The following is a 24,420-nucleotide window of genomic DNA, read 5'->3' as shown; positions in this document are numbered from 1 at the left end:
CCAGGGGGTCCTCGTAGACTCGAAGGGTGAGCACCCCTGTCGTTTCGCTTCCCGTCCCCCGCATCCCGGGGCGTCGCGGGCGGCTCCAGGATATCCCGGTCGACGGACGCAAGAAGGTGCTGCTGGCCGCACCCCGTGGATACTGCGCGGGTGTGGATCGTGCCGTGATCGCGGTGGAGAAGGCGCTGGAGCGCTTCGGATCGCCCGTGTACGTGCGCAAGCAGATCGTCCACAACATCCACGTCGTCACCGAGCTCGAGGCCAAGGGCGCGGTGTTCGTCGAAGAGGTCGACGAGGTCCCGCCCGGGGCGCACGTGGTCTTCAGCGCGCACGGCGTCTCGCCGGCGGTCGTCTCCGCCGCCGCCGATCGCGGCCTGCAGGCCATCGACGCGACGTGCCCGCTGGTGACCAAGGTGCACCGCGAGGCCGTGCGGTTCGCCCGCGACGACCACGAGATCCTGCTGATCGGGCATCTCGGCCATGAGGAGGTCGAGGGCACCGCGGGGGAGGCGCCCGACCACGTCACGATCGTGAACTCGCCGGAGGAGGCCGACACCGTGGAGGTGCGCGACCCCTCGAAGGTCGTGTGGCTGTCGCAGACGACGCTCTCGGTGGACGAGACGATGGAGACGGTGCGCCGCCTCCGCGCCCGTTTCCCGCAGCTGCAGGACCCGCCCTCGGATGACATCTGCTACGCCACGCAGAACCGTCAGGTGGCGATCAAGAAGGTCGCCAAGAACGCCGACCTCGTCATCGTGGTGGGTTCGGCGAACTCCTCCAACAGCGTGCGGCTGGTCGAGGTGGCGCTCGAGCACGGAGCCAAGGCGGCCTACCGCGTCGACTACGTCGACGAGGTGCAGCAGGAGTGGCTCGACGGTGTCGAGACGGTCGGCGTCACCAGCGGCGCATCCGTGCCCGAGGTTCTCGTGGACGAAGTGCTCGCCGAGCTCGCCGGCGCGGGGTACCGCGACGTCGAAGAGGTGCGCACCGCCGAGGAGGACCTCATGTTCTCGCTGCCGAAGGAGCTGCGCTCGGATGCGGCCGGCCGCCGCGACGCGCGGGCCCTCGGCGGACGGGCGCGGTCGTGAGCGATCCGGACCCTCGCCCGGTTCCGCAGTACGGCGAGTACGCCACTCCCGAGGAGCAGCGTGCCCGCATCGCCCGCCCCGACACGACCGACGCGCTCGTGGCAGGCGTGCACCCCGCGCCCAAGGCGGCACCGACGCCGGTGACGGCCTCCGCCGGGCAGCTGACCGGGTGGCGCCTCGCCGACCGCATCGTCACGATCGGCCTGCTGGTGTACGGGCTGTTCAATGTGCTCACCACCGCACCGCGGCTCTTCGGCTTCGCCACCTTCGCGGACGACTACCTCGGACTGCTGGGCGTGAACGAGTCGTTCACGAACTTCGACGCCGCCCGGGTGTGGGGCCCGATCGCCGGCACCGTACTCATCCTGGGCTGGGTCGTGACGGCGCTGCTGTCGTGGCGGCGCCTGCGGCGCAGGCGCGTCGCCTTCTGGATCCCGCTGGTCGGGGCGATCGTCACGGTCCTGGTCGTCTCCGCCCTGCTGACGGTGCCGCTGTCGGGAGACCCCGCCTTCACCGGATTCGTGGAACGGCTCTCCACCGGCGGATGAGCCCCTCGGTGCCATAACATCGCGGGATGCCCCGCGTCCTCGCCGTGTGCGTCGTCCACCAGCTCCGCCCCGACTCTGGCTTCGTCGGGGTGACCGGCATCGACAAGCGTCCCGTGCGCGGCGCGGTGCACGCAGGTCGGTACGGCCTGCGCGGCGACGTGCAGGCCAGCCGGAAGCACCACGGCGGGCTCGACAAGGCGGTGTACGCCTACGCGCAGGAGGACGCGCGATTCTGGGAGGAGCAGCTCGGCCGCGAGCTGCCGCCCGGATGGTTCGGCGAGAACCTGCGGGTCGAGGGGCTCGACGTCAACGCCGCCCGCATCGGCGAGGTGTGGCGCATCGGCGAGACCGTGGAGGTCGAGGTCACGATGCCGCGCACGCCGTGCGCGACGTTCGCCCGGTGGGTGGGCGGGGCCGAGGCGCGGGGATGGGTGCGCCGTTTCGCGCAGGAGCGCCGCCTGGGCCCGTACCTGCGGGTGCGCCGGGTCGGCGCCATCCGCGCCGGTGACCCGATCGAGGTGCTCTCGGTGCCCGAAGGCGCCCCCAGCATCCGCGACGTCTTCCGCGCCCCCGAGTGAAACGCCGGATGCCCCGACCGATCGGCCGGGGCGTCCGAGGTGCGGCGATTACGCGCCGAGCGACTTGCCGTGCGAGCCCAGCTGCTGCGTGGCTTCGACGACGCGCGCGGCCATCGCCGACTCGGCGACCTTGCCCCACGCGCGCGGGTCGTACTGCTTCTTGTTGCCGACCTCGCCGTCGACCTTCAGCACGCCGTCGTAGTTGCTGAACATGTAGCCGGCGATCGAGCGCGTGAAGGCGTACTGCGTGTCGGTGTCGATGTTCATCTTCACCACGCCGTTGCGCACGGCGAGGGCGATCTCCTCGTCGGTGGAGCCGCTGCCGCCGTGGAAGACGAGGTCGAGGGGCTTCGGGCCGGTGCCGAAGCGCTGCGCGATGCCCTCCTGGATCTCGCCGAGGAGCTCGGGGCGGAGCTTGACGTTGCCCGGCTTGTAGACGCCGTGCACGTTGCCGAAGGTCAGCGCGGAGATGTAGCGGCCGTTCTCGCCGAGTCCGAGCGCCTCGACGGCCTTGGTGACGTCGGCGACGGTGGTGTACAGGGCCTCGTTGGATCCTTCGTGCTGAACGCCGTCCTCCTCGCCGCCGACGACGCCGACCTCGATCTCGAGGATCGCGTTGATCGCCTTCATGCGGGGGAGGAGCTCTTGGGCGATCTGGATGTTCTCGTCCAGGGGCACCGCCGAGCCGTCCCACATGTGGGACTGGAAGATCGGGTTGCGGCCGGCCTTGACCTCCTCCTCGGAGGCTTCCAGCAGCGGCAGGACGAAGCCGGGGAGTGCGTCCTTCGGGCAGTGGTCGGTGTGCAGGGCGACGGTGATCGGGTAGTTCTTGGCGACCTCGGTGACGAACTTCGCGAACGCGATGGCACCGGTGGCGCGGCCCTTGACGGTGTGGCCGGCGAAGTAGTCGGCCCCGCCCGTGGTGACCTGCAGGATGCCGTCCGAACCCGCCTCGGTGAGGCCCTGCAGCACCGCGTTGATGGTCTGCGAGCTGGAGACGTTGATGGCGGGGTACGCGAAGCTGCCGGCCTTGGCGCGGTCGAGCATCTCGGCGTACTGGTCGGGCGTTGCGACGGGCATGGGGGCTCCTCTGTCGTGGAGTGGGGTTCTCGGTCACTCTAGCGAAGGGCCACGGTCGCCCGAGAGTCCCGGCGGCACCATCCGGGACCTGCGCTTCTTCCCAGCCGTAAAGAAACGCGAATCCTTCACGTCGGAACCGCAGTGATTCGCGCGGTTCGTGACAGCCTGCTGGATAGGCTGACCCCATGGTGAGTCTGACGGCCGACATGAGCCCCCTGCATCCCGACCGCAACCTCGCACTCGAGCTGGTGCGCGCGACGGAGGCGGCCGCCATCCGCGCGGTCCCGTTCATCGGACGCGGCGACAAGGAAGCCGCCGACGGCGCGGCCGTCGACGCCATGCGGGCGTTCTTCTCGACCGTCAACTTCGACGGCACGATCGTCATCGGGGAGGGCGAGAAGGACTCCGCCCCCATGCTCTACAACGGCGAGCGGGTCGGCAACGGGCGCGGGCCGCAGTGCGACGTGGCCGTGGACCCCATCGACGGCACGTCGCTCACGGCCGCCGGCCGCCAGAACGCCCTGTCGGTCATCGCGGTCTCGGACGCGGGGACGATGCTGGATGCCTCGACGGTGTTCTACATGGACAAGCTCGTCACCGGCCCCGCCGGCGTCGGGGTCGTCGACATCCGGCTGCCCATCGGCGAGAACATCCACCGCCTGGCCGCCGCGCTGGGCAAGCCCGTGGACGAGATCGTCGTATCGGTGCTGAACCGTCCCCGCCACGAGCAGCTGATCCGGGAGATCCGCGAGGCCGGTGCCGGTACCCGCCTCATGAGCGACGGCGACGTGGCCGGCGGCATCAACGCGGCACGCCACAACGCCCGCACCGACATGTGCGTCGGCATCGGCGGCAGCCCCGAGGGCATCGTGACCGCGTGCGCCATCAAGGCGCTGGGCGGCCACATCCAGGGCCGCCTGCGCCCGCAGAGCGACGACGAGAAGCAGAAGGGCATCGACGCCGGCTTGAAGTTCGACGACCACGTCTACGAGGCCGATGACCTGGTGAAGGGCAAGAACACGATCTTCGTGGCCACCGGCGTCACCGACGGCCAGCTCGTGGCGGGCGTGCGACGCGACGGCGACTGGGTCTACACCGAGAGCGTCGTGCTGCGCAGCGCCTCCGGCACGCTGCGGCGCGTCACCTCGGAGCACCTCACCTCGAAGTGGCTGTGACCGCCTGAGATCTCAGAAGGGCGGCGGGTCGCCGTCGCTGCGGAACACCACGCGCGGGGTCGGCTCATCGACATAGTCGCGCTGAAGCGGTGAGGTCCAGCGGATCGACCCGTCGGGCAGCTGCTCGGCCGTCCACTCCGTCTCGGTCTTGAGGGTGTGATGCCGTCGGCACAGGCACGCCATGTTGCAGACGTCGGTCGTTCCGCCCAGAGCCCAGTCGAGGTTGTGGTCGTGGTCGCACAAGCGCGCAGGCTGGCGACACCCCGGGAAGCGGCAGTGCACGTCGCGGGCGGCGAGGAAGCGTTCCATGGTGGCCCCGGCGCGGTAGCGATCGACAGCGAGAACCATGCCGGTCACCGGATGCGTGAGGATCCGATCCCACCCGGGGCATCCGGCCATCAGGCGCCGGGCCGTGTCGGCGTCGATGGGCGCCTTGCCTTCGATGCTGGCCCCCCGGTCGTCCTGGCCGGCGGCCGTGAGAACCGGGACGGTCACCTGGATCTCCGCGCGGATGGCACCCAGCCCACCGGGGAGGGTGTCTTTCGCCGGATCGATGGCCGGCTGGCCCGTCAGCAGCATGTCGCAGAAGAGATCGGCGCGGATCTGGTCGAGCGTGCGGGTGTCGCGCACCGTCGCGCTCTCTTCGGACGGCGATGAAGAGGTGTGCCCGTCCGGCTCCGTGGCGATCGCGCGGATGGCTCGGGCCTGCCTGGTCAAGCGGTCATGCACCGCGAACGCCTCCGCGGCCGGGAGGATGGCGCGGACCTCGGCCATCCCGTCGTCGATCTCGGCGACCGTGACTCTGCGCGTCTGGACCGCGCGCTGGAAGCGCACTGTGACGGACTCCGGCCGCATCCGCTCGGCCAGCGCCACGGCGAACGCCCTCGTACGCGCGGCCGTTTCCCGCTCCGCGCGGTCGAGCACGACGGTCTCGAAGGCAGCCCGCTCGCTCGGACCCTCGAGAACGGCACCGGCGTCGCAGATGGCCATCGCGTGCCGCAGGGTGATCCGCCCCGCCGAAAGGCCGTCGACGGTGGCGGGGAACTTCTCCGTCAACTCCAGCGCATCCCCCATGCGTCGCTGTACGGTGCGATCGTTCAGCCGCAGGGCCAGGCCGATCTCGGCGGCGACGGCTCGCAGCTCCATCTCGCGCGTCTGCTGCGGCCGCGGCCGGGTGGCCATCCGGTCGAGGGCGATGCGCATGCCCGCCGCGAAGTGCAGGACGGCCTCCGCTTCCAGTGCGGCGACGGCTTCCTGGTTCGCGCACAGCCCATCCACGATCCGGGCGAGTTCCACGCTATCGTTTCTATTTTCGCGAATGGCTGTGCTGGGCATGCATTGAGCCTCGCATATACCTCCGACATCGCGACCGGACGCACGAGTGCCGCTGCTGAACCCCGTCGTGATTTCGAGCTCCGTGCGCGCGGAGGTTGACCCTGTGCCGAGGACACGGTCTTCACTGGCGGGACGGGTGGGCACCCGGGTGCGCGAGAGACGCGACGCTGGCAGAAAGGTTGCTCCGATGAGCATGGAAACGACGGCTGTCGAGTACCACCGCGGGCTCGCGAACGGAAACGCCGTATCGGGCGAGGGATCCTCGCGATCGCTCTCCTCCTCGGCGGCATGCAGTTCTTCATCTTCGCGCTCGTGATCGTCGCCGCCCTCATCGACAGCGGCATCGGCACGGACGCGAGGGCGGGGTACACCCCGCTCGTCCACGCCGCCGGCGCGTTCTCGGTGGCCCTCCTCATCCCGTGGAGCATGCTGATCCAGCGGTGGCTCTACGGGGTGCGCGGCGGGTCGCTCTCGTCGGTGCTGTCCCGCTTCCGATTCGACATCCTCGGTCGCGCCCTCGTCGTCCTCCTGCCCGTGGTCGGCGTGTTCCAGATCGTGTACTACTGGACGCCGTTGCCGCAGACCGGCTGGGGATATCACGACACTCTTCTTCTCGTCGCGACGGCACTCGTCCTGACGCCGTTCCAGGCGGCGGGCGAGGAATACGGCTTCCGTGGTCTGATCCTCCGCGTCGTGGGCGGCTGGACGCGCAGCCCCCGCGCCGGACTCATCCTCGCCATCATCGTCTCGAGCGTGCTCTTCGCCCTGGTCCACTTCTCCACGAGCGGACTGCTGAACGTCTGGTACCTGGTCTTCGCGGTCGGCACCGCGTGGATCACGTGGCGCACGGGCGGGCTGGAGATCGCCGTCGTGCTCCACGCGGTGTTCAACGCCACGCAGTTCGTCATCGACGCGGCACTCCACGTCGACCCGGCCGCTGCGACGGACCGGTCCGCCGCGGCGGTGGATCCGAGTGCGCTCTTGCCGATCCCGCTCGTGATCGGCGCCGTCATCGTCGTGGCGATCCGAACGCGGCGGACGGGGACGGTGCTGACGCCTGGCACCGCTGCCGCCAACGCGGGCGTCGCCGGACGAACCGAGCGCGCCACCGCTACGACGTGACTCGCGGACGCGGAAGGGAGTCGAAGGCCCCGGTGATCACTGCGAATTCCGCAGCACATCGGCGCCGTGACCGAGTCGTGACGAACGCTTCCCAGGTTCGTCTGGCAAAATCGTGAGTGGTGTCGATGGGGATGCTGTTCTCAGAACCGATCATCGAGGGGTACGCCAGATGTCCGCCCAGACGAGCACGTCCGCGCCGAAGACCGGCGCCCAGGCCGTCATCGCCAACGCCGTCGACCCCGCACGTCGCCCCGACGTGCTCTTCCGTGTCCGGCGCGAAGAGGGCCAGCAGATCAGTGCCTGGTGGATGGTGGGCGCCTTCGTGCTCGTCTCCGGCGCCGTCATCACGCTGCTGAGTTTCGTCCCCGGCGGCGCCTGAGCGTTGACTCGAGGGGGCTCTCACTCCTTCGTATCGAGCTCGATGCGCTCCAGGTCGATGCGCTCGCGCACGTCGCCCAGGTCCGCGGCCAGAACAGCGTCGGTGGGTTCGGGGCTGACGAGCTCTGGTGCGCTCCAGCGCCGGACGGCCCGTTCGACGGGTGGGCGGGGGGCCACCGCATCCAGCTTCGTGTCGTCGATGCCCGGGAAACGCCGTGCGCTGGCGAGCACGCGCGTCTCCAGCGACCCGGCGAAGCGGTTGTAGCTGTCGACGGTGCGCTCGATTGCACGGCGCAGATCGTCCGCGTGCCCGGCGAGCGTGCCGATGCGCTCATACAGCTCACTGCCCAGGGCGAACAGCGCCCGGGCTTCCTCGGTGACGTCCTGCTGCGTCCACGTGTAGGCCACGGTCTTCAGCACGGCCCACAGGTTCACCGGTGAGGCCAGTGCCACGCGCTTGGAGAAGGCGAAGTCCAGCAGTACGGGATCTTCTTCGAGCGCGGCGGCCAGGAGCGACTCGCTGGGGATGAAGCACACCACGAACTCGGGGCTCGAGGGCAACCCGGCCCAGTACGTCTTCTTCGCGAGGGCCTCCACGTGGGCGCGGACGGCGCGCACGTGCTTGTCGAGCAGGACCTTCCGCCGCGCACCCTCCGCGCCGTCGGCGGTCAGCGGGATCGCGCTGGCTTCGAGGAAGGCATCAAGGGGCACCTTCGCGTCGACGGCGAGGGCCTTCCCACCCGGAAGGCGCACGACGAGGTCGGGCCTGGCCGTGCCGCCGGAGACGGTCGTGATAGTCGCCTGCGTGTCGAAGTCGACGTAGCGGAGCAGCCCCGCCGCCTCCACCACTCGCCGCAGCTGGGTCTCACCCCACACGCCGCGCGTGCTGCCCGAGCGCAGCGCCGACGCGAGCGATTCGGTCGTGGCCCGCAGCGACTCGTCGGCCTCGTGGGCGCGCCGCAGCTGCTCGCTGAGCGTGGCGAACTGACTGCCGCGGTCGCGCTCGAGCTCCTCCACCTTGCGCTGCATCGTGCCGAGGGTCTCGCGCACCGGCTCGAGGGCCCGCAGCACCGTCTGCTCCCGCCGTTCGCGCTCCTCGCGTGCGGCCTGCTCGGCCCGGGTCTGCCCCGCCAGCTCGCGGTACAGCAGCTGCTGGTGGTCCAGCTGCGCCTGGACGCCCGCGCGCGCCGCGTCGCTCGCGGCCAGGCGGGCGGTCAGTTCTGCGCGCTCGCCGATCCCGCGCGCCGCGGCACGCGCCGTGCCGACGGCGAACCCCGCCAGGGCGCCCACGAGCACGCAGGCGATCGCGACGAGGGGGAGTGCGAGTGCGTCCATACCGCTCATTGTGCGGGGAGCCGCCGACATCGCCTCACGCGACGGCGAGCATCGCCTCCGCGGCGGGGGCCGTGGCGGACGGGATGGCGGGCGCAGCGGGGATGGCGGGCGCGGCGGGGATGGCGGGCGCGGCGGGGATGGCGGACAGGCGCACGCCGGTCGTCTCGGCGAGGGCGGTCAGGTCATCGGCGGCGACGCGGCGGGCGGCGTCGATGACGATGTGCGCACAGGCCAGCGCATCCGCGAGGGCGTCGTGGTGGGCGAAGTCGGCGAAGCCGGCCGTGGTGGCCACGAGCGGCAGCCGGTAGGAGGGGAGTTCGTACGTACGCCGGGCGACCTGAAGGCTGCACAGGTAGCGGTAGGGCGGGCACACGTCGCCGGTGGCCTCGCACGCGCGACGCAGCACCGCCATGTCGAAGCCGGCGTTGTGCGCCACCAGGACGTCCGAGCCCGCGAACGCGGTGAGGCGATCCAGCTGCGCGCTCCATCCCGGGGCGTTCGCGACGTCTTCCGGGCGGATGCCGTGGATGCCGATGTTGAAGTCGTAGAACACGTCGTGCCCGGCCGGCGGGCGGATGAGCCATCCCGCCGTCGCCACGACCTGGCCGTCGCGCACGCGGGCCATTCCCACCGCGCACGCAGAGGCATTGCTGGAGTTCGCCGTCTCGAAGTCGATCGCGGTGAAATCCAGTGCCACGGTCCCAGGTTCTCCGTCGCTGTCCTCCGCGCCCGTCAGGCGCGCCGGGGGCGACGGTATCGCCGGGCGTGTCGAGGGCTCGCGGCGTAGGGGTCCCGGTGCCCTCCGCAACCCGTTCGTCCTGAGTTCTGCGCGGCGTAGGGTCGGGGAATGGCCAGCCGCGAAGAGATGTCCACGTCGTTCGGAGCCGCAGCCGACACCTACGAGGCCGGGCGCCCGTCCTATCCCGCGGAGGCGGTGGCGTGGATGCTGCAGCCCGTCCGCGGCGCGGGGCGCTCCCTGCGCGTGGCCGACGTGGGAGCGGGAACCGGCAAACTCACCCGCGCCATCGTCGAGCACGGGGCGGAGGTCGTGGCGATAGATCCCGACGCCGGCATGCTCGAGAATCTCCGTGCCAACGTCGCCGGCGTTCCCACGTTCGTCGGACGCGCCGAGTCCCTGCCGCTGCCGGATGCGGCGGTGGATGCGGTGCTCCTGGGTCAGGCGTGGCACTGGGTGGACGTGCCCGCCGCCTCGGCGGAGGCGGCCCGCGTGCTGCGGGCCGGGGGAGTGCTGGGCCTCGTGTGGAACGTCCGCGACGAACGCACCCCGTGGGTGCGGCGCATGACCGAAGCGATGCACGGCAGCCACGCGGAGGAGATGATGGCGGGCGGGGGGCCCGCCGTCGCGGCGCCGTTCGACGGGCTGGAAGACCGCACGTGGCGGTGGACGCGCCCCATGACCCGCGACGACCTGTTCGCCATGGCCCGCTCCCGCAGCTACGTCCTCACCGCCGAGCCGGCCGAGCGCGCCCGGATCGAGCAGGGGCTTGCGGCGGTGTGCGATGAGGTCGGAGCCGTCGGCGACGCCGTGGTCAACCTTCCCTACGTCACCCGTGCCTTCCGCAGCATCCGCCCCTGAGCCCCCGCCCCGCCCGCGCCCTTCCGGCCTCCCCACCGCCCGGCCGGCCGTCGAGACGCCACATCCCGTCCGAAACACCATGCGTCGCCGGGTGTCTCGGACGAATCGTGGTGTCTCGGCGCTGAGGGCGGGGAAGGAGCCGGACGCGGGGTCGCCGCATCCGCCCACGTAGACTGGACTCCCGTGGCTCTCACCATCGGAATCGTCGGTCTCCCGAATGTCGGCAAGTCGACCCTGTTCAACGCCCTGACCAAGAATCAGGTGCTCGCGGCGAACTACCCCTTCGCGACGATCGAGCCGAACATCGGTGTGGTGAATCTCCCCGACCCGCGGCTCGAGAAGCTCGCCGAGGTGTTCGGGTCGGAGCGGATCGTGCCCGCCGTGGTGTCGTTCGTCGACATCGCCGGCATCGTCCGCGGTGCGAGTGAGGGGGAGGGGCTGGGCAACCAGTTCCTCGCGAACATCCGCGAGGCGGATGCCATTGCGCAGGTCGTGCGCGGATTCGCCGACGATGACGTCGTCCACGTCGAGGGCGCCGTGAACCCCGCCAGCGACATGGAGACGATCAACGCCGAGCTGCAGTTGGCCGACCTCCAGACGCTGGAGAAGGCGATCACCCGGTACGAGAAGGAAGTGAAGGGCCGCAAGCTCGACCCGTCCGTCCTGGAGACCGCGCGTGCCGCTGAGGAGGCCCTGCAGAAGGGACAGCTCCTGTCGGCGTCGGGCATCGACATCACGCCGATCAAGGAACTGGGGCTGCTGACGGCCAAGCCGTTCATCTTCGTCTTCAACGTGGATGAGGCGGTGTTGACGGATGAGGCGCGCAAGGCCGAGCTCGCCGCCCTGGTCGCGCCCGCGCAGGCGGTGTTCCTGGACGCCAAGATCGAGTCGGAGCTCATCGACCTCGACCCCGAGGATGCCGCGGAGCTGCTCGCCTCGACCGGCCAGGAGGAGTCGGGTCTCGACCAGCTCGCACGGATCGGCTTCGACACCCTCGGCCTCCAGACCTACCTCACCGCCGGCCCCAAGGAAGCGCGTGCCTGGACGATCGGCAAGGGCTGGAAGGCTCCGCAGGCGGCCGGTGTCATCCACACCGACTTCGAGAAGGGCTTCATCAAGGCCGAGGTCATCTCCTTCGACGACCTCATCGAGGCCGGCTCGGTGCTCGAGGCGCGCGCGAAGGGCAAGGCGCGCCTGGAGGGCAAGGATTACGTCATGAAGGACGGCGACGTCGTGGAGTTCCGCTTCAACAACTGAATGGCCTTGTTCCTCCGGCAACGATCCCTATGCTGGCGCGCATGACACGCATCCTCGTCACCGGTATGTCGGGCGCCGGGAAGTCGACGTTGCTCGCCGAGTTGGCGCGGCGAGGACGCCTCACGGTGGACACCAACGACGACGGATGGGAATTGCCGGGCGGACTGTGGGACGAACGTCGTATGAGCGACCTCCTGGAGCGTTGCGACGACGTCGTGGTATCGGGGACGGTCGAGAACCAGGGGCGGTTCTACGACCGGTTCGATCACGTGGTGCTGCTGAGCGCGCCGGTGAATGTGCTGATCGAGCGCGTGGCTACGCGGACGAACAATCCCTATGGGCGTACGGCCGAGCAGCAGACGGAGATCCGCCGATATGCGACGGAGGTCGAACCATTGCTCCGTCGTGGCGCAACCATCGAGCTCGACGGGCGCCACGGCGTCGAAGAGCTGGCTGACGCGATCGAGGCGCTCGAATAGCGAGGTGAGCGCGCGGATCGTTCGATTTCTCCGCGCCGACTCTGGCCTCGCGGTGAGCGACGAGACGGCTGAGGTCGAGTTCGCGCGGACGCTGGTCGAGTAGTGGCGAGCTTCCGCCGGTTGGCAGGCGGTACCCGTGGGATGCGGCACGATGTTCGTGTGATGACCATCGGACGGCCTGGCGCCGTGACGGGCGTACGGGTGTTCCTCGTCGTCGCACTGGCTGTGGCCGCGGCTTGCGTCGTGTGGCTGCTCGTCGCGTGGGAGGTTTCCGGGCCGTGGGCGCCCGAGACCGTCCTGCCCGCAGTGATCGGCGCCGTCGCTCTCCTCGCGCTGGGCGTGGGCTCCGCCCTCTTCTCGCGATTCGCGGACGCCGCCGTCACGAGCGAAGGGCTCTCGATCCGCCCCGCGGTGGGCCGGAGCCGGACGGTGCCGATGACGGATATCGATGAGGTCGTGGTGCTGCGCTCCCTGCTCCTGCCGACTCGCGTCGCATCCACGCCGCCGCAGCGGGTGGTGCTTCGCTCGCACGGGCGCACGGTCGCCGGGTTCACGCCGCGCGATGCCGAGCTCGTCCGGCAGCTTGCGGCCGGGGGTCTCTCGCCGGAGGTCGTCGCCACTCCTCTCACTCCGCTCCAAGCCCATCGCCGCTATCCCGGATCGGTCAGCCTCGCCGAGCGCGGCGCGGTTCCCGCCCTGTGGGCGCTGGTGCTTCTCCCTCTCGTCGCCGCCGTCGTCGTCATGTGGGACGCGGTCGTGGGCTGAACGACGCGTCCTCCGGTGCGGCTCCTCGCTGGGGAAATCGCCTCTCCCGGAGCCGGCGGATGATCCGCTAATCTGACTGCGGTGGCACGGCCACCGACACGCTTCCACGTGACGACCACGTGAATCATCGCGGAGAGGCCTGAGCGGTTCAGGACATGTCCGGATGGGGTTGCGGCGCATGAGTGCGCCGACTTCATTCGCCGATGCGTGACATCGGCTGGCGAAAGGACATGGCATGTCGTCGAAGGACGAAAAGAACCTCGCACAGGTGATCGAGAAGATCTCCCACATGGACGAGCCGAGACGTTCGGTCATGCAGCAGGTGCACGACATCGTCATGGCTGCCGCCCCAGATCTGAAGCCGCGGATCTGGTACGGGATGCCCGCCTACGCGAAGTCGGCGAGCACACCCGCGCTCGTGACCCTGCGTAACGACGAACGGCTCAATCTCGCGATCACCGAGAAGGCGGACTTCCGGCCTGCGGGTGGCGTCGACGGGAACCTCATGCCGGCCGCGTGGTACTTCGAGACCGTCGACGCTGTCACGGAGAAGCGCGTCGCGGAGATCATCCGATCCGTGGCCGACTGAGCCCTGCGCGCGGCGGCCGCTCGGCCGCCGCGCGCGGTGGACGCCCGGGGTGTCAGCGGGCCGGCTGGCCGACTCGGCCGGGTCGTGCGACGACCAGCCGGTTGAGCCGCTCCGATATGAGCAGGCCGAGCACCACGAGGGCCACCGAGGAAGAACGGGAAGACCCACACGCCCGATCAATGTGGATGAGGCGGTGCGCTCGACCGTCACGAGGGTTCGGTCGCGCGCACGAGACCGCAGTTCAGGCACGACCACGCGACGAGGAAGCGCTCCTCGTCGAGGATCTCGAAACGCAGCGGATCGCCGCACGTGGGGCAGGCCCGGGGGTCGGGCGCCGTATCGATCACCTCACCAGCCTAGGAACGCCGCGTGGTCGGAGGGGCCGCGCACCCAGGGTCCTCATGCCGGTGGGGCGGTCCTCGTCCTCACGCGGGCGACGCCGTCCGCGCGGACGCAGGAGGAGACGCGACCCGGGCACGCAGACCCACCACGATGAGGTGGATCGCGAACCAGATCTCGAACGCGAACACCGGTACGGCGCACAATCCGGCGACCATGCCGCCTTGCGGGATCACCCCGAACAGCTGCGCCGCGTTGCTGGCGAGCACGACCGTGCCGCCGAGTATGCCGAGCACGGCGAGGGTGCGCGGCACGACGCGCGCGTCGAAGAGCAGCCAGCCCAGGATGATCGTGTTCACGCTGATGACCAGGCCCTGACCGACCAGGAATGCCGCGGTGTGCAGTGCGACCAGAGTCTCGCCCAGCGGCGGGCTCGGTGCCGTCCACAGCAGCACGAGCATCGGCAGCGTGCCGGCCGCGATGACGGCGGCTTCCAGTGCGCGCAGCCCGGCGAAGGCGGCAGCACGAGCCTGGCCGACGTCGCGCAGCAGCAGCCACAGCAGGATGCCGGTGCCCAGGCATCCCGCGGCCAGCACCAGTTCGAGGGTCACCCCCAGGGCGATGCCGCCCGCCGCGTAGGCGGCGACCGCGGTGACCGAGGTGACGTGCGTGGTCAGATACAGAATGCCGGCGGTGCGGGCGTAGTAGGTGGGAAGGCTTCTGGTCATGATGTGCCGATCTAGGAAGGTATACGCCGTATACCGGCGTGAGATCACCTTAGGTATACGCTGTATACGTGTCAACTCCAGCGCCGCGCCACGCTCTCGATCGGGAGCGCGTTCTGGATGCCGCCATCGCGCTCGCCGACGAGGCCGGCCTCGAGGCCACCAGCATGCGGAAACTGGCCGACGCGCTCGGGGTCACCGCCATGGCGCTGTACAAGCACGTCGCGAACCGGGAACAGCTGATCGACGGCATGCTCGACCGCCTCGTGCTGAGCATCGAGGTTCCGGCGCCGGGGCTCGGGTGGAAGGACGCGTTGCGCGCCCGCATCCGGTCGGCCCGAGCCGTGATGGCCGCCCACCCGTGGGCTCAGACGGCCATCGAGACGCGGACGAACGCGAGCCCCACGGTTCTGGCTTACATGGACTCCCTGATCGCGATCATGTTCGAGGGGGGACTGTCGCCTGACCTCGTGCACCACGCGATGCACGCGCTGAGCACCCGGATGTGGGGGATCACGCGGGACGTGCTGCCCACGCCCGCGGTCCCGGACGATCCTGCCGAGCGCGCGCGGGCGATGACCGGGTTCGCCGCCTCCTACCCGGCCATCGTGCGGATGGCGACCACCGCCCCGCATGCGGGGGAGGCTTGCGACGACGACGCGGAGTTCGCCTTCGCGCTGGACATCCTGCTCGACGGCTTCGAGCGGCTGCACGCGGAGGGATGGACCTCCGGCGGCTGAGACGGCGACGCTCAGGGCGTCCGCGCGGGCTGCTCGACCCGTCCGCGCCGGGCGACGAGCCGGTTGAGCCGCTCCGACATGAGCAGCCCCAGCACCACGAGCGCGCCGAGGAACAGCGGGAAGACCCACATGCCGGTCCACGCGGAGAGCGCGCCGAAGAGGGGCGGGGCGAACGTGGAGCCGGTGTACGCCGCGGCCATCTGGATGCCGATGATGGCCTGCGAGTTGCGCCGGCCGAAGTTGACCGGCGTGGAGTGGATGATCGCGGGGTAGATCGGGGCGCAGCCGAGCCCCGCGAGCACGAGGCCGGTGAGGGCGAGGGCGTCGGTCTGCACGGGGAGCGCCAGCAGCACGACACCGACCCCCACCGTCGCGAAGCCGCCGCGGATCAGCTGACGATCACCCACCCGATCGGCGAAGAAACCGGCCAGGAACCGCCCCGCGGTGATGCCCAGGAGGAACAGCGACGCGAACGCGGCCGCCGTCGCCGCGGCGACTCCCCGGTCGGTGACCAGCCAGGTCGACGCCCACAGGATCACGGTCGTCTCCAGCGCGCAGTAGGCGAAGAACGCGACCAGGATCGACACGACCCCGGGGATGCGGAGCGCCCGCGCCAGCGGCACGTGCGCACTGCCCTTGCCCGACGGCTCGACCGTGTGGTCGTCGGGGCTGATCTGGTTGACCTTCCCCCACAGCGGGAGGCTGATGAGCAGCACGAACGTCAGGGCCGCCTGGATGAGACCGACGATGAGGTAGGCGCTGGACCACCCCAGCTCGGCGGTCAGCGCGTAGCTCATGATGAACGGGCTGATCGATGCGCCCAGGCCCCAGAAGCTGTGCAGCCAATTCATGTGCCGCGCGGCGTAGTGCAGGGCGACGTAGTTGTTCAGCGCAGCATCGACGGCACCGGCTCCGAGCCCGAAGGGGATCGCCCACAGACACAGCATCCAGAACGAGCCAGAGACGGAGAATCCGACAAGGGCTGCCGCCGTCAGCCCGACACTGACCGCTGTGACGAGACCGGCCCCGAACCGGCGGGTGACCCGCTCGGAGGCGAGGCTGGAGAGGATCGTGCCGCCGGCGATGATCATCGTCACGATGCCGGCGAAGGCCACGGGAACATCGAGATCCCGGTGCATCACGGGCCAGCCGGCACCGATGAGCGAATCGGGGAGGCCGAGGCTGACGAAGGCGACGTAGATGATCGCGAGGAGGAGCGAGTACACGGCTCGGCGGTCTGCCTTTCAGGGGGAGGTGGTGCGGGGGCACGCGGATGCGCCGGCACAACGTAGACGGTACCGGCTCGAGATCCGCCGTCTCGTCCGAGCGCCGGTCACCCGCTGCCCGGGGCTTCGGTGGGAGGGGGATAGGGTCGTGATCGGCTGTGGTTGGAGGGGGCGTCGATGCAGCGCGTGCGCAGATGGATTCTCGCGAACAAGGTGGTCTGGGTGCCCCGTCTCGTGGTCGCCTGGGTGGGCGGCTGGGGGTTGTACATCGCCGTGTCGCGACTGGTGCGGGCCGCCTCGGCGCTCGAGCGCGACCGGGTGCGCCTGAACCTGATGAGTCGCGGTGTCGGCGACAAGTCGCCACTGGGGGATGTCCCGGCATTTCCTCTCTTCGTCACGGCGCTCGTGCTGGTTGTGACAGCCCTCGTGTGGGTCGCGTGGCTGCTCATCCGCGGACACGGTCCGGGGTGGTTCGTCGCCGGCCTGCCCACCGTGGCCGTCGCGATCGACAGTGGCGCAGGCGTCGTGCTCCTCGCCGGCCAGCCCGACGTGTCCGGATGGGGTATCGCCGGGGGCGTCTTCAACGCGCTGCTGATGATCATCCTCGTGGGAGGGGTCACTCTCTCGGCGTGGCTGGGCCTGCGGGCGCTGCGGGAGGGTAAACCCGCGCCGGACGAGCCCGTCCTTCACCGCAGTCTCCCCGACCGCCGCACGGTGGAGTAGCGTCCTCCCCGACTGGGTATCTCCGACCTGTCGGCGTGGTTCTTCGGGCCGCTGATCGTGTGGCTCACGACGGCGTTGTCGACGTGGCTGCTCGGGTCGCTCCTGCTGCGCAGGCGCGGCGGTTCCGCGTCCCGCCCCGCGTAGCAGGGCGGGACGGCGCAGGTCACCAGGCGAGCAGTCCCCGCTCGTCGTGGAAGGTGCCGCTCGGGCCGCGTTCGCGCGTGGCCAGGCCGACGATCACGGCGGCGCTCTCAGCCGCCGGACGTCCGCCGCCGAGGGACGCGGTCATCTCGGTGTCGGTGAAACCCGGCTCGATCGCGGTGAAGCCGACGCCGGGGTGTGCCTTCGCATACTGCACCGTGAGCATGTTGGCCGCGGCCTTGGATGCGGCGTACAGGGCGTTGGGCAGTCCGTGCTCGACGCGCTCGGGGTTGGTCACCGCCCAGAACGATCCCATGCTGCTCGTGACATTGACGACCGTAGGTCGCTCGGAACGCCGCAGAAGGGGGAGGGCGGCCTCGGTGACGCGAATCAGTCCCACCGCGTTGATGTCGAACGAGCGCAGCGCTCTCGGACCGTCGACGTCGCCCAGATCGAGGACGCCCGCGTTGTTGACGAGCACATCCAGACGACCCTCCGTCGCCTCGATGGTCGCGACCGCCCCGGCGACGGATGCGTCGTCCGTGACGTCGAGCTCCACAAACCGTGCGCCGATGGTCTCCGCCGCGCGCCGGCCCCGGTCAATGTCCCGCGCACCGAGGTAGACCTCGTGCCCGCGCTCGCGGAGCTGTCGTGCTGTCTCGTAACCGATCCCTCGGTTGGCGCCGGTGATCAGGGTGATCGTCATAGTCGTCCTTGTGTGCCGTGGTGCGTGATGCGCGCAGCCGGATGTGCCCGCGCAGACGCCGGAGCGTCCACGGGTGGAACGTCGTACACGGAGTTCTATTCCGAGCGGTAAAGAATTGCCTGCGCGTCGCGCGTCAGTGCGGCCAGGCCTGGAGTGCGACGCTCGCCACCTCGTCGAGGTCTGCGCGGGCGACGCCGTCGGCAGCCTGCACGGCGATCCCGAATCCCACGGTCATGATGTACCGGGACAGCTGAGCGGGGTCGGCGGAGCGAGGAAGGTCGCCCTCGGCGGCCGCGCGACGGAAACGCTCCTCCAGCTGCCGTCCTGCGTCGTTGCGCCAGCGCACGAGGAGGTCGAAGGCAGCGGCCGATCCCTCGCTGGAGGTGAGCGCACCCTGCACGGTCAGGCATCCGCCGAACCCATCCGGCATCGTGGTGGTGCGCACGGCACCTCGGAGCATCGCCTCGGCGACTTCCCGCGCGGTCGGCTCCTCCAGCGCCCGCGCGGTGTAGGAGGCAGGCCCCTCGACGTAGCGCTCGAGGACGAGGCGGAACAGCTCGTCCTTCTTGCCGAACGCCGCATACATGCTGGGTTTGCTGATGCCCATCGCCTCGGTCAGCGTGGCGAGGCTCGCACCCTCGTATCCGCGCTGCCAGAAGACCAGGAGCGCCTGGTCGATGGCCGCGTCCACGTCGAATTCCCTCGGCCGGCCGACCGGCGCGCTGCGCGTATCCGCCATGCCACGACCCTACGCTCCGCAGACGCCGGCGGACCGCCGCCGGTCCCGCAACGCAGCACCGTGTCCGGTGTGCGGCGCCGGGCCTTCGACGTCCGTGCGGCTCAACCCAGCTGCGCCAGCCCGTCGAACAGACCGAGCTCGTTCGCCGCGGCGCGCGCGATGAAGAATCCCACGATGCCGACGATCCAGGCCGTGTTCTCGCGGCCGGTGCGCTCCATCCATGCGGCCAGGCGTGCCAGCGGACGCTCGACCAGCGGAGCGGCGATGATCCGCAGCGCCAACAGCACGAGGGCGGGCAGCACCATCACGGCGCAATAGCCCGCCAGCGAGGCGAACCGCACGGGCATGGCGAGCGGCGCTTCGGCCAGCATCCCCATCGCCACGAGGTAGGGCAGCATCGTGGCGATCTCGATGACCCCGGCGCCGACGGCGACGGCCATCACGGCCCCCGGCGACGCGTCGCGGGAGAGCAGCCGGTCCCGCCAGCGGGCGAGTCGTGCGCTCTTCACGGTCGCCGTGGCGGTGCCGCCGGACGAGGGGGATGACACCTCCCCGGATCGCTCACTGCTGTCGGCCCGGGCCGCGGCGGCGGCGGTCTTCTTCGGCCCTCCTCCGCCCATGACGATCGCGGTCACCAGGAGTCCGCCGCCCACGACCAGCTGGACCACTTGCCCTGCCGATGAGGACAGGACGTCGTGCGCGACGTCGACGAGGTTCACCAGGCCGAGCGTGAAGAGGACGCCCGCGGCCAGGTAGAAGACCGCGATCGTGACGAGGTAGAGGAGCACCCGGTCGCCGCGCACGCGGCCGGGAGCGAGCAGAAGGAACACGGGGATGAGCAGCGTTCCGATGCTGAGCCCGTCCACGAGCGCGAGCACGGTGAGCGTGATCGCAAGAGGCGCGTCCGAGACGATGTCCATGTTCCCACGCTGGCCGCTGCGGCGCGGGAGCGGATCGGGCGGAAGGGCGAAGCAGTGGCCGCACCCGGTCGTCCTTTCGACGGATATCGCCGGCGGGGCCGACATGGTTGCATGAGAGGGTGAGCGAGAGCCCTGCCGGTACCTGGGCACCCGTCATCGCATGGGTGCGGGCGCACCGTGCCGTGGCGGAGCCGCTGGCCTACGCCGCGTTCACTCTCGCGGCGGCCGCGCTCGGATTCGTCGGGCTGTGGAGCCTGTTCTCGGTGCTTCCCGAACCCGTCTCGCCGTGGTGGTCGCTGCTCACGGGGCTTCCCGCCTGCGCGCTGGTGGCGTTCCGCTCGCGGGCGCCGCTGGCGCTTCTCGGCGTCGCCCTCGTGCTGTTCCTGATCGATCTGCTGACGGTCGGTGGCGTGGTGACCCTCATCGTCGTGCTCGATCTCCTCTACGCAGCCACGGTGGCCGCCTCGCCGTCTCGCCGACGCGGCATCCTGGTGGGCATCGCCGTCGCGGTGGCGGGGATGACGGCGGCGTCGCTGACGCGGGTGGACGACGTCCGGGTCGGCATCCTGATCGGACTGCAGCTCGGCGCGCTCGCCGGCATGGACTACTGGTACGCGACGTCGGTCGCACAGGCTCACGAACTCGTCGCGCTGCATCGTGAACGTGCCGACGAAGCTGCCAGGCAGGGCCTGCGCGAACGCGGCGAGATGGTGCGCCGGGAGCGCGAGCAGATGGCGCGCGAGCTGCACGATGTCGTGGCGGGAGACGTGTCGGCGATCGCGATCCGCGCCGAGGCGGCGCTCTCGGTCGACGGCTCACCCGACTCCGATCGCGCGGCGCTGCGCGCGGTGCGCGACTCCAGCCTTCAGGCGCACGAGGCGCTGCGATCCATGATCGCCGTCCTGCGCAACGGCGAGGGTGACGTCGCCGCCCGGGGCCGGGACGCACTGCCCGCCCTCGTGACGGAGGCCCGTCGGCGCGGACTGAGGGTGACCGTCGACGACTCGTTACCGCAGGGGATCCCGTCACCGGTCGATCACGCCGTGACGCGCATCGTCCAGGAGTCACTGGCGAACTGTGCGCGTCATGCCGCCGGTGCGGACGTCGATGTCGTGCTGAGCGCGGGGAGCGAGGGGGATGTGCACGTGCGAGTGGACTCGCGAGGCGGCGCTGCCGTGACCACCCCGCCCATTCAGGGAAACGGATGGGGGCTGGAGCTGCTGCGTGAGCGGGCGCGGGCCCTGGGCGGCCGGTTGGAGGCGGGACCCGACGGCGACGGATGGTCGGTGCGGGCCACGTTGCCGACCCAGGTGCCGGCATGACCGGCGGCCAGCCCCGCGTCCTCCTCGCAGACGATCACGGCGCCATCCGCGAGGCTCTGCGGATCATGCTGGAAGCCCACGGAGTCGTCGTCGTCGGCGAGGCCGCCGACGGTGCGGTCGCCGTCCGCAACGCCGCCGCCCTGCGGCCGGATGTCGTACTCATGGACCTGCGGATGCCGGGGACGGACGGCGTGTCGGCGACGCGGGAGATCGTGGACGCGGGATGGGCGCACGTGCTCGTGCTCACGAGCTTCGACGAGGACGAGCTCGTGGCCGGAGCCCTCCGCGCCGGCGCCGCCGGTTTCCTGCTGAAGACGGCGGATGCCGCGACCCTCATCGACGCGGTGCGACGCGTCGCGGCGGGGGAGGGTGTGCTCGATCCCCGGGTCACGCGACGGGCGCTGGCCCTGATCCCGCGAGGCGACGACGTTCCGGCCCCGGGCGCCGATCGGCTGAGCATGCTCACCGCCCGGGAGTGCGAGGTGCTCGAGGCGATGCGAGCCGGCCGCTCGAACTCGCAGATCGCCGACGAGCTCGGCATTTCGCTGGCGACGGTCAAGACGCACGTGTCCAACGTGTTGTCCAAGCTCGGCGCGCGCAGCCGATCCCACGCTGTGGCGCTCGCCGCCGGAGCCGCCGACGGGTGAGCGTGCCACGATGGCTTCATGAGTGTGCATCTCCTCACCGGCGCCGGTTCCGGCATCGGGTCCGCGCTCGCGACGCGTCTGCGCGCCCGCGGCGACGACCTCGTGCTCCTCGCGCGCAGCGCGGCTCGCGCCGCGGACCTCGAGCAGCGGTTCCCGGGCGCACGGACCGTCGTCGCCGATCTCGCGGCTCCGGCCGACCTCGCGGCAGCGCTGGCGCGACAGGAGCTCCCCGCGCGGCTGGACTCCGTCATCCACGTCGCCGGCGTGGTGGATCTCGGACCGGTGGCCGAGATGCCCGTCGCACTGTGGACATCGCAGCTGAACGTCAACCTCGTCGGGCCGGCGGAGCTGACCCGGCTTCTGCTCCCCGCCGTGCGGGCGGCGCGGGGCCAGATCCTGTTCGTCAACTCGGGGGCCGGCCTGCGCGCGGCTCCCGACTGGGCCGCCTACGCGGCATCCAAGCACGGGCTCAAGGCGCTCGCCGATTCCCTGCGGGCGGAGGAGGCCCCGCACGGGGTGCGGGTGTCATCGGTCTTCCCCGGGCGCACGGCGACGGCGATGCAGGAGCGGGTGCATGAGCAGGAGGGCAGGCCCTACGACCCCTCGGTGTTCATCGATCCGGAGTCGGTGGTCACGAGCATGCTCACCGTGCTCGACCTCCCGCGTGACGCGCAGATCCCGGAGCTGACGATCCGACCGGGCGTCTGACCCGGTTCCACGCGGACCGCCGCGGGCGCACCTATCGTGGAGCTGCCGATGCCGTTCACTCTTGCCGCTCCCGTCCACAGCGAACTGCTCATCAAGAAGAGCAGGTTCCTCGGATGCGTCGAGCCCGTCGCCGGCCGAGAGGACGCGGTCGCGAGGGTCGGCGAGCTGCGTGCACAGCATCCGGACGCCCGGCACGTCTGCTGGGCGCTGATGGCCGGCGGGCACTCCGCCGCGAACGATGACGGCGAGCCCGGCGGCACCGCGGGACGCCCCATGCTCGACGTGCTGCGGCATCAGGAGCTGGAGGGTGTGCTCGCCACTGTCGTGCGCTATTTCGGCGGAGTGAAACTGGGTGCCGGCGGACTCGTGCGCGCCTACACGGATGCGGTGGCTCAGGCCCTCCTCGGCGCCGAGCGCGTGCCCCTCATCCGCACGCAGACGCTCCGCCTGCGGGTGCCATACGCGTTCGAGGGGGTGCTGCGCCGTGAGCTCGCCGTCCACGACGCAGACCTGGCGGACGTGCGCCACGGGGCGGACGTCGAGATGGCGTTCGAGGTCCCCGCGGACCGGGTCGAGGATGTCATCGCCCGCATCGACGACGTGTGCCAGGGTCGTGCCGTGTGGATTCCGACGGCCTGAGCCCGCTCGCCCGATCGAATCGGACGTGAACTGTCGGGCACGCGGATCCGTGGGCGACGAACCTTGATCGGGAAGGGAGCCACCGTGATCGAAGTCCTCAACCGTCTGGTCGACGAGGTGGAAGCACACCTTGACGACGAGCTCGACGTCGACGCGCTTGCGCGGCAACTGGGGACCACCGGCTACCATGCGCGGCGGATGTTCGCGTCGCTGGCCGGAATGCCGGTCTCGGAGTACGTCCGCCGTCGACGGATGACCGTCGCGGCCGCCGACGTCATCGGTGCGGAGGATCTCCTGGCCATCGCCGTCCGCTACGGATACGGATCGACCGAGGCATTCGGTCGCGCATTCCGTGCGGTGCACGGCGTGAGCCACGGGGACGTCCGTCGCGACGGCGGTCCCCTTCGCAGCCAACCGCAACTCAGGTTCCGCCTGACCGTCGAAGGGACTACGCCCATGGACACCCGCATCCTCCAACGCCCCGCTTTCCGCCTCGTCGGCCACGCCGCGCGTGTGCCGCTTCAATACGAGGGGGTCAATTCCGCCATCCAGGAGCACATCGCGTCGCTGCCCACGGCCGAGCACCAGCGGCTGAAGCTGTTGAGCAGCACCGAGCCGGCCGGACTCCTGCAGGTGAGCGCTGACGTCGACCCGGATCACGAAGAGGGCAGCGAGTTCACCTATCTGCACGGCGTCGCCGTCGAGGCGGGGACCGCCGTCCCTGATGACCTCGACGCGATCGACGTGGAAGCGGGGGAGTGGGCGGTCTTCCGGACCTCCGGCGAGCACCCCGCCGCGCTGCAGGCAGCGTGGGCCGCGACGGCCACCGAGTGGTTCCCCTCGAACCCGTGGCGGCTGCGACCGGGACCCTCCCTCGTCGCCGTGCTCGAGCGGGCGCCGGACTTCCGCACCGCCACGTGCGACCTGTGGCTGCCGGTCGAGCATGCCTGAGCCGGGCCGGCGTGCCACGGCCGGACGGGTTCAGGCGTAGAAGCGGCTGACGCGAGTCGTGCCGGCGGCATCCGTCCACTCCACCAGGAGCGCGGTGACGGCCGGACCGGCGAGCTGGTCGCGGAGGGTGAAGCCGAGGTCTTCCCCCGGCCCGACGCCCGCGGGGAGCGCGGCCGAGAACGTCAACGTCTTCCCGCCGGAGGGCACGTGCACTCCGATGACGGAGACCGTCTCCGCTCCGAGGTTGCGCAGGACGCCCTGCCCGCCCCGGACCGTGAGCTCCAGGCGCGGGTCGTCCCCAGGATCGTCGCCGGAGCGACCGCGCACCGGCCATACGGTGGGTCCTCCGTCGGAAGCGGGGGACCCTCCGGCCCGCGGTACCTCGATCGTCGAGGTGGCCGCCCCTGCCACCTCCCGCAGGCCCGCGCGCGTCCGGATATCTCGGACGAACGCGGCCACGGCGACCGCGCTGGCGGCGATGGAACCCAGGGCGCCCAGGTACGCGGGAAACGTCGTGCTCCAGAAGTCCGGCCACGTCATACCTGCACGCTAGTGGCGCCGCGTGCCT

Annotated in this window: 29 protein-coding genes; 18 read left to right on the top strand and 11 right to left on the bottom strand. The window is 70.6% G+C overall.

The window, feature by feature from the left end; all coding sequences use genetic code 11:
• Positions 1-26 precede the first annotated feature (26 nt).
• The 3 genes from E4K62_RS11950 to E4K62_RS11940 are packed head-to-tail and all read left to right on the top strand — an operon-like array spanning position 27 to position 2,214.
• Positions 27-1,088 carry a 4-hydroxy-3-methylbut-2-enyl diphosphate reductase gene (locus E4K62_RS11950; protein WP_187270461.1) on the top strand — a complete coding sequence of 354 codons (1,062 nt, stop codon included), beginning with the start codon at positions 27-29 and terminating at the stop codon, positions 1,086-1,088.
• Complete coding sequence (locus E4K62_RS11945; RefSeq protein ID WP_135067715.1) at positions 1,085-1,636, top strand: DUF6264 family protein; 552 nt, start codon at positions 1,085-1,087, stop codon at positions 1,634-1,636. The genes E4K62_RS11950 and E4K62_RS11945 overlap by 4 nt, the downstream gene beginning before the upstream one ends.
• Before the next feature lie 26 nt (positions 1,637-1,662).
• Positions 1,663-2,214 (top strand): MOSC domain-containing protein, encoded by a 552-nt coding sequence (locus E4K62_RS11940; RefSeq protein WP_135067713.1) that lies wholly within the window; start codon positions 1,663-1,665, stop codon positions 2,212-2,214.
• A gap of 48 nt (positions 2,215-2,262) precedes the next feature.
• Here the strand turns inward: E4K62_RS11940 and fbaA are convergent, their stop codons facing one another.
• Positions 2,263-3,294 (bottom strand): class II fructose-bisphosphate aldolase, encoded by a 1,032-nt coding sequence (fbaA, locus tag E4K62_RS11935; RefSeq protein WP_135067710.1) that lies wholly within the window; start codon positions 3,292-3,294, stop codon positions 2,263-2,265.
• A gap of 185 nt (positions 3,295-3,479) precedes the next feature.
• Between fbaA and glpX the strand changes: the two genes are divergently transcribed.
• Positions 3,480-4,469 carry a class II fructose-bisphosphatase gene (gene glpX, locus E4K62_RS11930; protein ID WP_135067708.1) on the top strand — a complete coding sequence of 330 codons (990 nt, stop codon included), beginning with the start codon at positions 3,480-3,482 and terminating at the stop codon, positions 4,467-4,469.
• 12 nt (positions 4,470-4,481) lie between these two features.
• Here glpX and E4K62_RS11925 read toward each other — a convergent pair whose 3' ends face one another.
• Positions 4,482-5,804 (bottom strand): HNH endonuclease signature motif containing protein, encoded by a 1,323-nt coding sequence (locus E4K62_RS11925; RefSeq protein ID WP_167747782.1) that lies wholly within the window; start codon positions 5,802-5,804, stop codon positions 4,482-4,484.
• A 288-nt stretch (positions 5,805-6,092) separates the two neighbouring features.
• Here E4K62_RS11925 and E4K62_RS11920 point away from each other — a divergent pair, with 288 nt between their 5' ends.
• A complete protein-coding gene (locus E4K62_RS11920; protein WP_135067704.1) occupies positions 6,093-6,926 on the top strand; it encodes a CPBP family intramembrane glutamic endopeptidase in 834 nt (277 codons plus the stop codon).
• Between the two features lie 169 nt (positions 6,927-7,095).
• Positions 7,096-7,305 carry a UDP-N-acetylmuramyl pentapeptide phosphotransferase gene (locus tag E4K62_RS11915; RefSeq protein ID WP_135067702.1) on the top strand — a complete coding sequence of 70 codons (210 nt, stop codon included), beginning with the start codon at positions 7,096-7,098 and terminating at the stop codon, positions 7,303-7,305.
• Between the two features lie 20 nt (positions 7,306-7,325).
• Here the strand turns inward: E4K62_RS11915 and E4K62_RS11910 are convergent, their stop codons facing one another.
• Both E4K62_RS11910 and E4K62_RS11905 read right to left on the bottom strand, forming a co-directional pair.
• The gene (locus E4K62_RS11910; protein WP_187270459.1) at positions 7,326-8,639 is read right to left on the bottom strand and encodes a DNA recombination protein RmuC; all 1,314 of its coding nucleotides are present in this window, start codon (positions 8,637-8,639) and stop codon (positions 7,326-7,328) included.
• A 34-nt stretch (positions 8,640-8,673) separates the two neighbouring features.
• Positions 8,674-9,336, bottom strand: coding sequence for an exonuclease domain-containing protein (locus tag E4K62_RS11905; protein ID WP_135067698.1), 663 nt, complete (start codon positions 9,334-9,336; stop codon positions 8,674-8,676).
• A 150-nt stretch (positions 9,337-9,486) separates the two neighbouring features.
• Here E4K62_RS11905 and E4K62_RS11900 point away from each other — a divergent pair, with 150 nt between their 5' ends.
• The 5 genes from E4K62_RS11900 (at position 9,487) to E4K62_RS11880 (ending at position 13,326) form a co-directional block, all read left to right on the top strand.
• Positions 9,487-10,236: a class I SAM-dependent methyltransferase gene (locus tag E4K62_RS11900; RefSeq protein ID WP_135067695.1), complete on the top strand. Its 750-nt coding sequence runs from the start codon at positions 9,487-9,489 to the stop codon at positions 10,234-10,236.
• Between the two features lie 183 nt (positions 10,237-10,419).
• Complete coding sequence (gene ychF, locus E4K62_RS11895; protein WP_135067693.1) at positions 10,420-11,493, top strand: redox-regulated ATPase YchF; 1,074 nt, start codon at positions 10,420-10,422, stop codon at positions 11,491-11,493.
• Between the two features lie 29 nt (positions 11,494-11,522).
• Positions 11,523-11,972: an AAA family ATPase gene (locus tag E4K62_RS11890; RefSeq protein WP_240742676.1), complete on the top strand. Its 450-nt coding sequence runs from the start codon at positions 11,523-11,525 to the stop codon at positions 11,970-11,972.
• 162 nt (positions 11,973-12,134) lie between these two features.
• A complete protein-coding gene (locus E4K62_RS11885) occupies positions 12,135-12,737 on the top strand; it encodes a hypothetical protein (protein ID WP_135067691.1) in 603 nt (200 codons plus the stop codon).
• Between the two features lie 235 nt (positions 12,738-12,972).
• Positions 12,973-13,326 carry a DUF1801 domain-containing protein gene (locus E4K62_RS11880; RefSeq protein ID WP_135067689.1) on the top strand — a complete coding sequence of 118 codons (354 nt, stop codon included), beginning with the start codon at positions 12,973-12,975 and terminating at the stop codon, positions 13,324-13,326.
• 206 nt (positions 13,327-13,532) lie between these two features.
• Here the strand turns inward: E4K62_RS11880 and E4K62_RS18720 are convergent, their stop codons facing one another.
• Together E4K62_RS18720 and E4K62_RS11875 are read right to left on the bottom strand one after the other, a co-directional pair.
• On the bottom strand, positions 13,533-13,673 hold the full coding sequence (locus E4K62_RS18720) for a hypothetical protein (RefSeq protein WP_167747673.1): 141 nt from the start codon (positions 13,671-13,673) through the stop codon (positions 13,533-13,535).
• A 78-nt stretch (positions 13,674-13,751) separates the two neighbouring features.
• Positions 13,752-14,393, bottom strand: a complete 642-nt coding sequence (locus E4K62_RS11875; RefSeq protein ID WP_135067687.1) for a DUF4386 domain-containing protein — start codon at positions 14,391-14,393, stop codon at positions 13,752-13,754.
• 68 nt (positions 14,394-14,461) lie between these two features.
• Between E4K62_RS11875 and E4K62_RS11870 the strand changes: the two genes are divergently transcribed.
• Positions 14,462-15,130 carry a TetR/AcrR family transcriptional regulator C-terminal domain-containing protein gene (locus tag E4K62_RS11870; protein WP_135067685.1) on the top strand — a complete coding sequence of 223 codons (669 nt, stop codon included), beginning with the start codon at positions 14,462-14,464 and terminating at the stop codon, positions 15,128-15,130.
• A gap of 11 nt (positions 15,131-15,141) precedes the next feature.
• Here E4K62_RS11870 and E4K62_RS11865 read toward each other — a convergent pair whose 3' ends face one another.
• The gene (locus E4K62_RS11865; protein WP_135067683.1) at positions 15,142-16,356 is read right to left on the bottom strand and encodes an MFS transporter; all 1,215 of its coding nucleotides are present in this window, start codon (positions 16,354-16,356) and stop codon (positions 15,142-15,144) included.
• A gap of 177 nt (positions 16,357-16,533) precedes the next feature.
• On the opposite strand from E4K62_RS11865, the gene E4K62_RS11860 reads away from it, so the two are divergent.
• Positions 16,534-17,079, top strand: a complete 546-nt coding sequence (locus E4K62_RS11860) for a hypothetical protein (RefSeq protein WP_135117358.1) — start codon at positions 16,534-16,536, stop codon at positions 17,077-17,079.
• A gap of 163 nt (positions 17,080-17,242) precedes the next feature.
• Here the strand turns inward: E4K62_RS11860 and E4K62_RS11855 are convergent, their stop codons facing one another.
• The 3 genes from E4K62_RS11855 to E4K62_RS11845 form a co-directional block, all read right to left on the bottom strand.
• Entirely contained in the window at positions 17,243-17,926 is a 684-nt protein-coding gene (locus E4K62_RS11855; protein ID WP_135067678.1) for an SDR family NAD(P)-dependent oxidoreductase, read from the bottom strand.
• A gap of 133 nt (positions 17,927-18,059) precedes the next feature.
• The gene (locus tag E4K62_RS11850) at positions 18,060-18,665 is read right to left on the bottom strand and encodes a TetR/AcrR family transcriptional regulator (protein ID WP_135067676.1); all 606 of its coding nucleotides are present in this window, start codon (positions 18,663-18,665) and stop codon (positions 18,060-18,062) included.
• Between the two features lie 101 nt (positions 18,666-18,766).
• Positions 18,767-19,585 carry a GAP family protein gene (locus tag E4K62_RS11845; RefSeq protein WP_135067674.1) on the bottom strand — a complete coding sequence of 273 codons (819 nt, stop codon included), beginning with the start codon at positions 19,583-19,585 and terminating at the stop codon, positions 18,767-18,769.
• A gap of 119 nt (positions 19,586-19,704) precedes the next feature.
• Between E4K62_RS11845 and E4K62_RS11840 the strand changes: the two genes are divergently transcribed.
• The 5 genes from E4K62_RS11840 to E4K62_RS11820 all read left to right on the top strand — a co-directional run bounded on the left by E4K62_RS11840 (position 19,705) and on the right by E4K62_RS11820 (position 23,852).
• The gene (locus tag E4K62_RS11840) at positions 19,705-20,907 is read left to right on the top strand and encodes a sensor histidine kinase (protein ID WP_240742675.1); all 1,203 of its coding nucleotides are present in this window, start codon (positions 19,705-19,707) and stop codon (positions 20,905-20,907) included.
• Entirely contained in the window at positions 20,904-21,554 is a 651-nt protein-coding gene (locus E4K62_RS11835) for a response regulator (protein ID WP_135067672.1), read from the top strand. The genes E4K62_RS11840 and E4K62_RS11835 overlap by 4 nt, the downstream gene beginning before the upstream one ends.
• An 18-nt stretch (positions 21,555-21,572) precedes the next feature.
• Complete coding sequence (locus tag E4K62_RS11830) at positions 21,573-22,262, top strand: SDR family oxidoreductase (protein WP_135067670.1); 690 nt, start codon at positions 21,573-21,575, stop codon at positions 22,260-22,262.
• 48 nt (positions 22,263-22,310) lie between these two features.
• Positions 22,311-22,901: an IMPACT family protein gene (locus tag E4K62_RS11825; protein ID WP_135067668.1), complete on the top strand. Its 591-nt coding sequence runs from the start codon at positions 22,311-22,313 to the stop codon at positions 22,899-22,901.
• An 84-nt stretch (positions 22,902-22,985) separates the two neighbouring features.
• Complete coding sequence (locus E4K62_RS11820) at positions 22,986-23,852, top strand: AraC family transcriptional regulator (protein ID WP_205805755.1); 867 nt, start codon at positions 22,986-22,988, stop codon at positions 23,850-23,852.
• Positions 23,853-23,882: 30 nt separating this feature from the next.
• Here the strand turns inward: E4K62_RS11820 and E4K62_RS11815 are convergent, their stop codons facing one another.
• Positions 23,883-24,392: a hypothetical protein gene (locus tag E4K62_RS11815; protein WP_135067666.1), complete on the bottom strand. Its 510-nt coding sequence runs from the start codon at positions 24,390-24,392 to the stop codon at positions 23,883-23,885.
• Positions 24,393-24,420: the final 28 nt, after the last annotated feature.

Origin of the sequence: Microbacterium wangchenii, from assembly GCF_004564355.1 — a bacterium.
Classification (GTDB): Bacteria; Actinomycetota; Actinomycetes; order Actinomycetales; family Microbacteriaceae; genus Microbacterium; species Microbacterium wangchenii.
Note: the sequence above shows the minus strand (reverse complement) of the source record. Positions and strands in the feature narration are given on the sequence as shown.